Genomic DNA, 9,821 nt, shown 5'->3' with positions numbered 1-9,821 from the left:
CTTACTTAATTTGTCAAGCTCACCCTATACCAAATTAGATGAGCTTACCCTGATTAATTAACCGGACTTGATATTAGTCACCCTTGAGAGAAAGCAATTTTTATTTCAATCTTAATGATGGATTTAACAGCCAATCTTTATACCAAGTTGCTAATTCCATGCTGAAGCAAAACTAAAGCTCCCCTTCTAACTGTTGGGCTACCAGTTTGGTAAATAACCCTGATTGGGCAATCAATTCCGAAAAAGTACCTACCTGTACGACATGACCCGCGTCAATAACATAGATGCGATCGGCATTACGAATTGTGCTGAGGCGATGGGCAATCACCACTCTGGTAGCGTTTAACTTAGCTAAACTTTCAGTTACAATTGCCTGGGTGCGGTTATCTAAAGCACTGGTTGCCTCATCCATCAAGATAATTTTAGGCTTGGAAACAAGCGATCGCGCAATCAATAATCTTTGCCGTTGTCCACCGGAAAGATTACTACCACCCTCAGCAACGATCGTATGCATCCCCATTGGCATTTGCTTGATATCATCAGCAAAACCTGCCATCTGTGCTGCTGACCAAGCTTCTTCTAGGGAAACTAAAGCCCCAGCAGTGATGTTATCAAAAACCGATCCTGTGCCGATTTTTCCATTTTGCAGCACCACTCCTAACTGTCTTCGCACAGCCTGGAGTTCCATCTCTGCTAAATCTTTGCCATCATAATAGATGCTACCTGTCAATGGAGTTTCAAAACCCAATAACAACCGCAATATCGTTGATTTACCACTTCCAGAAGACCCAACGATCGCAATAAATTCCCCTGGTTCGGCATGGAGGCTGACATCATTGAGGATTAAGCTGCCATTCTCCGAGTAGCGAAAGCTGACATGATTTAGGGCAATGCGGCCGCTTAATTGACCGGGGTTAACCTTGGTTGAGTCATATTCAGGCTGCGATCGCCAAATCGGTTTTGCTCGTTCCCATATTGGTACAATACTCCAAATTTCCGATACAGTATTGCTTAGGTCAATTACTCCTTTGATAAAAATCGTCAAAGCATAGTTAAAAGCAACAAATGTACCCAGTGTCGGGCGTGTCTGCATCAACAGCATGGCAAACCCAAACAGCAGTATAGAACTTACTAAAGGGAGTGCTTCGTTAAATATAGAAATACCATCTTTAATCTCTTGCCAACTCGCCTTCAGTCGGATCTGCTGGCTGTACTTTTTTGCCCAAGCTGCAAATGCGCGTTCTTCTGCCATTGTGACTCGCAGCTTGGCGACACCGTTGATTAGTTGTACGGTGAGTCCCTGAATTGCACCATTGAGTTCTTGCTCTTTTTTCGATTTCTTTACCAAGAGGAAACTTGCAACAGTCGTAACCACAGCAGCAAATATTGCTAAACCCACGCCCACAAGCGCTAGTTGCCAACTGTAAATAAACATCAGCACCAAGTTGAATAAGGCAAAGATTCCACTCAACAACGTTCTTTGGGTAGCACCGCTAAGTTTTTGATGAATTTCCCTCACCGCCATAACGCGGTTGACCAAATCTCCAGAAGTGTACTGGCGAAAAAAGCTAGGACTTAATCTGAGTAACCGATCCCAAATGGCTGGCTGTAATATGCTATCAGTAGCGCTTTCCACTCGTAGGGTAATAATGCTTTGGGCAACTTGAAAAGCTAACTGTCCAAAGGCGACTGCAAACATGACTAATCCGATCTGCCACAGTAAAGCGCGATCGCTATCGGGAATGGCATGATTGATTAAAATTGCTGTTGCTTGTGGTGCAACCATGCCCAAGATTGTGCCCAGTAGCCCCACTACTAAAATACTAGCAATGTCTTTTTCATAACCCTTAACCCCAAACCGCAGTAAATCGATGGCCTTGAGTGCAACTTGGGGTAATGGTCGATACAGAACGTAGGCTAATGGTGACAGTGTTTTTGCTATTGATTCATTTACGGGTGTTCGAGTCCGCGCTACGGGGTCGAAGATTACATAATCCCGATTATCTGTAGGTAACAACGCCACTGGGCGCTTTTCCAACTGAGTATAAGCTAACATCGCTCCTTGGTCTTGACGCCACCAGCCATCTGCTAAAGTTATCCGGCGGATACGAATTTGTGATGCTTGTGCGATCGCAGCTACAGGGTCTTTAATAGAATTCAAATCCTCTGCTGGCGGACGAATCTCTATTCCCAGCGATCGCCCAACTGCACCAAATGCTACCAATAAGGGCGGCCCTTCCTGAGAAAAAACCGCCTCCTGTTGTGGCTGCAATACTGTTGCTAAATCAGAGAGTGCCCCCTCTATTACTTGCTGATTAAATTGCTCACGTTCCTGAAATCGCCGAAATTCTGCTTCTGCTTCTTTATTTGCTAGCAAACTGAAGTAGTGAAAGAAATAAGTATGCAAACTGGCTAAACCTGCCAAGATTTCCTCATAATTTTCTAAATCTGCCGTTGGCAACATCTCTCCAATAACCGCATTTTCTGCCTCCAGCCACATCGCATTGGTGAGTGGAAACGCTGGGGAGGTAGAATTCAGCGTTAATTCTTCAACTCCCATCCAGTGAATATTGCCTTGCTGCAACTTCACCCATAGGAGTGTTTGTTGTCTTCCCTGTAGCGTTTCACCAGGCGATAATGAAAAATCTCGCCCTAATGTCTGCACAAGGTTTAATGGTGTAGTCAAAACTGTTTGCTGGGCCTTAAGAGATTGTCCTAAATGATTTACCCAACCTTCTAAAAGTTCTATGACTTGAGAGTCAGCCGCCGTGATTCCCTTAACCAAATCAACCATTGACATCTGGCATAATTGGGTGGGTTCAATTGCGATCGCGACAAAATTCCATTGGCTTTGTGCGATTACTTCCGGTAACAAGACTTCACCAGCATTGACATGAAACAGATAGCGGCGATGCTCCTTTGGTAAACTGTTTTTAACTCTAGTTGCAAACACCGCCAATGTTCCAGACTGCACTATCCAGAATATTTCTGGTTGATTCAACAGTACTGGTTCGTTTGCTTGAAAGGAGTAGATTTCAGAAGAAGGATTCACCTGCCGACTATTCATTGATCAACTAATGGAATATTTGATGGGCTAGAAGTCTTTTGCTATAGGCTTTACAATTTAAAAAATGCTATTGATGTAATTTGATACTCCTTGATGACCATCTCCAAAGTCTTGTATAAATTCATCAGTTACTCTATTTGCACAACTATCTATCTCTTCGGAAAGGGAATTTTTATGCAGTATTTGATGCGCTGATTTACGTAAAACCTCAAATAATTTAGAACTGTAATCAGAGTCTTCGCTCAAACAATTCCACAGTTCTTTACCAATCAAAGTTTGCATTTCCCAATCAGGCAGTATTTGTTTTAATAGGCCAATTGTTACTGTTTTGCTTGTTCTTTTACCATAAGTAAATCCTATATACGCTTTATCTCCTTCTTTAAGCTTTTCTTGAATTTTTTCAGCCCAGTAAACTACTTGGTCTTTGTCCATATTGTTTAGTCCACTTTTTATTTGCAGCCAAAATTTTTCACCATCACTCGTAGTTTTAACCAAATCCCATCCTGATTTATTAGGAGCTTTTTCAACGGAATCAGAACTAGTAAGTAATAGGTCTTCTATAAAAAATCCCATAGATGTAACGATTGAGCGAGTAGCCGCCATATAAACATTTAATCTGACAACTGCATCTGGAGTATCTAAATTAAGCGCTCTAATTAAAAATGGGTTAGGATTTAAGTTTTTTAAAGATAGGTTTCTAACCATATTTAGTTGTTTTTGGGTGAATACCCTACTAATAATGGCTAAATAATTTTCGGCAACTGTAAGTTCTGCTGATAAAGAGCCTGATTCTCTATATCTAGACAAATTAGTAATTTCTTCGTCTCTCAACTTTAAAACGTTTTTACCAGATATACTCTTGAGGTTTTTGAGATTTTCTTCTTCAAATTCTAGGAAATCTTTTACATCTGCAAAATATGAAGCAAGAGAACGTGCTTTGTTGAGTGTAAAACCTACCTCATTTTTTAGAGCGTATGCTAACATTTCATGAAACTGTTCTGACACTTTTTTTATCCTAGATTTAATAAAACTAAATATTTAAAAAGCTAACTTAAAAAAGTGAAAGCTGTTCAAAAAAATTTGTTGACTCTGGTTTCTCATTTTTGATTATTTTAGATAAATATTGTCCTATTGCGTGAGACAGTTTAACCGGAACAGAATTACCTATTTGTCTATATCTAGACGCTAGAGAACCATAAAATACCCAAGTATCAGGAAAAGTTTGAATTCTTGCATATTCTCGTACACTTAGAGGTCGTAATTCAACAGGATGACACATATCCGTAGCTTTCTGATGTGGACTTGTTGTCACCGTAGGAGAGGGTTTATCCCAAGACAATCTTCTATAAAATCCAACTTTGCCACCTCCAGATTTGTAAGCACCTCCCATTGCTTCCGGCTTTAATTCATCTGGTAAATGTCTCCAGTTTTGACCTTCTTTCAATAAAGTAAGATATTTTAGACGTTGTTTTGAATAAGGGATGTATTCTGGATGTAGGTCGGATAAATTAGATAGAGCATCTCTAAGAGTTCGCCATCTCCGAAGTCCTGTTAAGCCATTTTTATCATGAGTTGGTTTAGGAAAAGTTAAAATTTCACCATTTTTTGAACCAATAAATATTACTCTTGCTCTCGTTTGCGGTACACCATAATCAGCAGCTTGCACTAGCATAGGAGGAGCAACTTCATAACCAATTGCTTTCATTTGGGCTAATACAATCTTAAGGGCTGCACCCTCAATTTCATCTGGTTCTAAAGGAGGGTATCCAACACCTCTTTGATTATGAGGTCTATGCCGAATCGGAGATGAAAGTAATCCTTTGACGTTCTCCATTAAAAAAAAACGAGGTTGAATTTCTTTCACAATGCGAATGAAATCCATAAATAAACTTCCTTGTGGATCTATAACAGAACCACGCTTACCCGCAGTGCTGAATGGCTGACAGGGCGGACCTCCTGTTACTAGGTCTACTTCACCAGGTAAAAGAGGTCTACCAAGTTTTAAAACACGTCCTCCCTCTTCTAGCAATGTTTGTGCTGAAATCTGCCTAATATCTCTTGGTACAGCACTTTCTCTAAGGTGGGGGCGGTTCAGAATAATAGTTTTTGTTGCATCAGCATCTATTTCAACTACACTGACAGTATAAAAACCTGCTTCTTCTATACCCAAATCAAGACCGAAAGCTCCTGCAAACAGAGCAATGGATATTAATTGGTTATTAATCACTTTTTCCTCAGATTTTTAAAATCAATTTTACTCACATTTAAACCTAATAGATTTTTATAATTCCCACAAAATTGTCTGGGTGGGTATTTTTACATTGTCGTCTAAGTTTTTTACAAATACGACCTTGCCTCTGCCGCGTGAAGTAAACGAACATAAGTTCCACCTTGCTGCCATAATTCCTTATGAGTGCCACGCTGCACGATTTTACCTTGCTCTAGCACAATAATTTCATCACAATCGCGGATTGTGCTAAGGCGGTGGGCTACTACAATACACGAACAACCACGCTGTTGCAAGTTACGGTTAATAATCAACTCCGTTTCTGCATCCAGAGCGCTGGTTGCTTCATCCAGTACTAAGACTGTGGGATTTTTCACCAAAGCGCGGGCAATTTCTAAACGCTGGCGTTGTCCACCACTAATATTCATACCGCCTTCAATTAACTCAAAGTCATATTTTCCAGGCATAGATGCGATCGCATCATGAATCGCTGCATCTTGGCAAGCCTGCACCAAATCAACTTCTGGTACAGTTGAATCCCAAAGAGTGATGTTTTCTCGGATAGTGCCGGCAAATAAAAAGATATCCTGTTCAACCATTGCCAACCAGTTAGCCAGAACAGAACGCTTAATTTGCGATCGCTCTACACCATCAAAGCAGATTTCCCCATCCCAAGGTTGATAAAGCCCGCAAATTAATTTAGCAACTGTGGATTTACCAGAACCACTTCCCCCCACAAGCGCTATTCTTTGTCCTGGCTTGACAGTCAAGCTCAAATTCTCAATCAAGGGAGATTCTACACGACTATAGCCAAAAGTGACATTTCGTAACTCAACATGACCGTGCAATTGCCAAAGAGACGAGAAAGTAATTTCTCCCCCTGCCCCCTGCTCCCTGCCCCCCGCCCCCTGCCTCCCCTCCACTTCCAAATCAACGGGGTTTTGCAATACATCATCAAGGCGGTTTAAATCAGCTTCTAAATCTTGGAGTGTACTGCCGAAATTAACGAGGCTATTAACTGGCTCTAAGAAACTCAGTGTTAGACTTTGGTAGGCAACCAGCATCCCAATGCTGAGATTGCCCTTCATTACTTGTAAACCACCAACCAGCAAAATAGAAGCTGTGGTTAGGGCTGTCAAAATTGTAGGTAATGTGGTGAGAATTTGAGTTTGTAAACCTAATTGTTGTTGGGCGTTCATGGCTTTAGCATAATAACCCGCAAACCGAGCAAATAAATCTGACTCCAGCCCTGAAGCTTTGATGGTTTCTATAGTTTGGATGCCGCTAATCGTTACTCCACCCACCTTGCCATATTCCTGAGCTAGGCGCATATTTGTATCTACACGAGTTTGCGATAAAAATAATAGAGCGAGAATGTTGATTAAAGCAAAACCAACTGCGATCGCACTCAGCAATTGATCGTACTGAATCATAATCAACAGGTAAAATATCACCATTACCGCGTCAATTACTGTAGTTGCCAAAGACCCTGAGAGTACTTCTGCCACCCGGTCATTCAGTTGTACTCGGCTACTAATTTCCCCAGCAAACCGTTGGTCATAAAACCCAATGGGTAATCGCAGGATATGCCAAAGAAACTTTCCTGATGTGCTGACTGACAACTTAACCATTAATCGCCGCAGGTAGGTAAGCCGCAGTCTGGCAAGGAATGCCCGCAATAAAGTAGTTAACAGCATTCCTAAGAGCAAAGGTCGCAACCAATCTTGTCGGTCTTGGATTAAAATCTCATCAATAAAAACCTGAGAAAAGGCTGGTACAGCTAACCGAGGCAGTGTTAGCAATAACCCCGCAAGCAAGCAAAATAAGATAGTAACTCGTGAGTTTTGTAAGCGGCTACTTAAGGCTGAGACAATGTGATTTTTTTTGCCTCCCTTTTGAAAGTCCGCTCCTGGTTCCATTGTCAGCACAACACCCGTGTATGCGCGATCGAACTCTTCCCAACTCACTGTTCTCCGACCATTGGCAGGATCGTTGAGGTAGACGCGTTTTTTGCTATATCCTTCTACCACGAGAAAATGGTTAAAATTCCAAAAGGCAATGTAGGGAAGATGGGTAGTTTTGACATTTTCCAGAGACAGTTTTAACCCTTTAGCATTGAGTCCATAGTTTTTGGCAGCTTTGAGGATATTAAAAGCTTTACTCCCATCCCGCGAAACACCACATTCTTCACGCAGTTTAGCCAGTGGCACAATCCGGCCGTAATAGCTCAGAATTATTCCTAAAGCAGCCGCACCACATTCGACCGCTTCCATTTGCAAAAGTGTAGAAGTGCGAACACGATTTGGTTTTAATTTTGCAATTGGTGATTGAGAATTGGGCATTGGTATTAGAACTTGAACGTTGAGCCTCTGAGGGTGGAAGTTGAGCCTCTAAGGGTGGTGAACCTTCAAGTTGTAACCATGCCCTATGCCCAATTTAATTACGAATTACGAATTACGAATTACGAATTATTTTAATAAATTCCCGTCCAAGAGCGCAGCATAGGAATAATATAAGAAATCGGTGCTTTTTCTCCAACTTTTACTTGAACAGAGGTAGTTGTGCCAGAGGATATTTTTAAGGCTGGGCCATCAGAGGATGACCATTTATAACCACTGACTGATATAGGGTTTTCTTGGAGTTGGATAAAAGCTTGCACCTGACTTTCACCTTTACCTGCAAGGCTGGCGGCCATTTCTTTGTTACCAACGATCGCTGTAATATCTTGTGTAGTTACCGGAAATGAAGAAATATCTGCGATCGTTCCGATAATGCCACCTTCGCGCTCGCGTTTAGCAAAACTGGGAGTCACCTGTACAGGCATCCCAGGCTTGATTTGCTTACCATCTTTATTAGCAAAGTAAACAAGACTCATAAGTTTTGAATTTGGCTGTTCAGCTTCAATTGAACCCAAGCGACTACCCGGATTCATCATTTGTCCGGGGACAGCACTCAGTTCGAGAATGTGACCATTATATTTGCTAATAATTCTACTTTCTTGAGATAGTTGCAGTTCTAATTGGGCAATTCGCCGCTTTACTTCCCGAATTTGATTTGTTTTATCAATTGATTGCTTCAAGTCTTGTTCGCGTAATTTAGTATTTTGAGTATTAAGGTCTTTAATTTTAGTTTTAATTTCGTCAATTCTATTAAGATTTTCCAGATATTCTCGTTGCGTAGTGGTTTCTTGGATTTCGAGATCCTTTAATTGCACGTCAATATCTGACAGTTCGCTTTGAGTGTTAAAATATTCCTGTTCAGCTTGCACCAACATATCTTGGCTGATGACATGCTGCTCAAAAAGGTGACGACGATTATCAACTCGTCCTTTAAGAGTTTTGAGTAAGTAATTAATTTGTTGTTTGCGGGAATTAATGCTTTGACGTTTTTGGGCGATCGCTCTCAATGTTTGATCGCGTAACTTTGGCGCATCTTGCTCTCGGCGCAGGTTACTGTCCAAATCGAGTTTTTGCTGCCTAAGCGTCATAATTTGTTGGTCAATCAACAGTTTTTGTAGCCTGTCAGTTTCTTGATTTTGGGTTTGCAATTGTTGCAACTTTACTTGCTCTTGCTGTAATTGCTGCTTTAGCGCTGATTGGTCGATAATACCTAGTACATCACCTTGTTTAATAATATCCCCCGTCTTGACCTTGAGAGTTAGTAATGGGCCAGAACTGGGTGCTTGAAATTCCACAACATGGTGCGGTTTAATCAATATACCTTGACCTGTGACAGTCAGGGGAATTCTGCCAAACACACTCCAAACGCCAGCTACAGCAACCACAAAACTCAAAGTAGATAGAGTCAACCAAGCTTGAGGTTTGACAACTTGTATTGCTTGATCGAGTTGTTCTGGTGAAGATAAGCGCTCTAGGGCTTCTTGGCGGAAGATGTGGCTGTGTTTGAGTTGCATTGTTCTCCTTCTTGCTGATGGCACTCAGAGCCTCAAGTCTTCTAGACCTTTAAGATTAAGGTGCGATCGGGGAGAACTAGGGGAGAAATAGGGGAGGCGATCGCTTCTACTGCTTCAACAAAGCACAAACATCACCAATACCTTGCTTCTCAACGAAAGCCTGCACCAATGCTCGTAATGAACACGCATCCGCTAACGACATTGGAACTGACTGATAACGCTGCATCAACTCGTCAACAGCAGCAGCTTCTTCGGAGAGCCGAAACGGGAGATGGATAATTCTCTTTTGTACAAAAGAAATTACTGCTGCTTCTCCTCCGTAAACATTCTGTAAGAGAAAACAAGCCTCTGTAACTACCGCTTCACAAGTTAACAAAGGTGGTTCAATCTGTCCAAATTGATTTGTCACCCATTTATGAAACTGCTCTCTCCGATTGACTAAAGCTACTAATGGGCCTGTATCGAATGGCACTAAGTTAAGACACAGCCCCTGTCCTGACTGGTTCCCAGCCTGGAGGCTGGGAACCGATTCTGGGAGGCTCTGCCTCCAGTGGCTTAATGCTACGGTGTATACACAAGTCTTTGAGAGTTGCCTCACAGCGTTTAGATCCCCC

Annotated in this window: 6 protein-coding genes; all 6 read right to left on the bottom strand. The window is 41.7% G+C overall.

The features are described from left to right. Positions 1–172: 172 nt before the first annotated feature. Positions 173–3,067 carry an NHLP bacteriocin export ABC transporter permease/ATPase subunit gene (locus ACM0OX_RS34000; protein WP_414519440.1) on the bottom strand — a complete coding sequence of 965 codons (2,895 nt, stop codon included), beginning with the start codon at positions 3,065–3,067 and terminating at the stop codon, positions 173–175. A 57-nt stretch (positions 3,068–3,124) separates the two neighbouring features. After that, positions 3,125–4,072 (bottom strand): PmeII family type II restriction endonuclease, encoded by a 948-nt coding sequence (locus tag ACM0OX_RS33995; RefSeq protein WP_414519438.1) that lies wholly within the window; start codon positions 4,070–4,072, stop codon positions 3,125–3,127. Positions 4,073–4,118: 46 nt separating this feature from the next. Further along, positions 4,119–5,294: a DNA cytosine methyltransferase gene (locus ACM0OX_RS33990; RefSeq protein WP_414519436.1), complete on the bottom strand. Its 1,176-nt coding sequence runs from the start codon at positions 5,292–5,294 to the stop codon at positions 4,119–4,121. Positions 5,295–5,404: 110 nt separating this feature from the next. Next, on the bottom strand, positions 5,405–7,636 hold the full coding sequence (locus tag ACM0OX_RS33985; protein ID WP_414519434.1) for an NHLP family bacteriocin export ABC transporter peptidase/permease/ATPase subunit: 2,232 nt from the start codon (positions 7,634–7,636) through the stop codon (positions 5,405–5,407). A gap of 131 nt (positions 7,637–7,767) precedes the next feature. Then, positions 7,768–9,207, bottom strand: a complete 1,440-nt coding sequence (locus ACM0OX_RS33980) for an NHLP bacteriocin system secretion protein (protein ID WP_414519433.1) — start codon at positions 9,205–9,207, stop codon at positions 7,768–7,770. 106 nt (positions 9,208–9,313) lie between these two features. Then, the coding region (locus ACM0OX_RS33975) for a type II toxin-antitoxin system VapC family toxin (protein ID WP_414519431.1) at positions 9,314–9,821 on the bottom strand (508 nt) is incomplete at its 5' end.

This window comes from Nostoc sp. PCC 9305 (genome assembly GCF_963920915.1).
Lineage (GTDB): Bacteria > Cyanobacteriota > Cyanobacteriia > Cyanobacteriales > Nostocaceae > Nostoc.
The sequence above is the reverse complement of the archived record's forward strand: the minus strand, read 5'-3'. Positions and strand labels throughout refer to the sequence as shown.

Coding starts and splice junctions, on each gene's coding strand:
- ACM0OX_RS34000 (WP_414519440.1), bottom strand. CDS start 3,067: ATGAATAGTCGGCAGGTGAATCCTTCTTCTGAAATCTACTCCTTTCAA.
- ACM0OX_RS33985 (WP_414519434.1), bottom strand. CDS start 7,636: ATGCCCAATTCTCAATCACCAATTGCAAAATTAAAACCAAATCGTGTT.
- ACM0OX_RS33980 (WP_414519433.1), bottom strand. CDS start 9,207: ATGCAACTCAAACACAGCCACATCTTCCGCCAAGAAGCCCTAGAGCGC.